The following is a 512-nucleotide window of genomic DNA, read 5'->3' as shown; positions in this document are numbered from 1 at the left end:
GGGTTTGCACCAATGCTGGTGGGGAATAGCGAGCCGTCGTGAATCGATAGATTGTGCAGTTGGTGATGTCGGCCGAGGCTATCGGTCACGGCGTTTTTCGGGTCTTCACCCATGGCACAACCGCCCATTACATGAGCACTGCCCAGGCGCGTGCGATACAGCTCAAGGCTCAATCCATTGATCAAGGCACGCGCTTCGGTGAGGGTTCTGACGTAACGGGCGTCGGCATGCATCGGCATCACGGCGTTGGCGCCACCGGCGAACTGGATCTCGGCCATGCTATGGAACGCCCGACGCAACCCGTCCCAGGCATACGATGAAACCTGATAGTCGAGCACCGGCGTGCCGTCACTGCGTAATTCGACACTGCCGCCGGAGCTGTCCGGGTGAAAGCCGTCTCGCAGCAATGCCAGCATGGCGTGGGTATGCGGAAGGTTTTCCATGTGCCGGGCGTTTTCCGTGCCGAAGCCACCGAGCAGGGTGGTGGCCAGCGCCGGGTGCAGCGGTGGGAC

At 61.7% G+C, this 512-nt stretch carries 1 protein-coding gene; it reads right to left on the bottom strand.

The annotated features are described in order from the left end of the window. Window positions 1-512: GMC family oxidoreductase (locus tag AC1DF0_RS32125; protein ID WP_477577618.1), on the bottom strand; the 512-nt coding region annotated here is incomplete at both ends.

This window comes from Paenibacillus sp. 05T425 (assembly GCF_056396205.1).
Note: the sequence above shows the minus strand (reverse complement) of the source record. Positions and strands in the feature narration are given on the sequence as shown.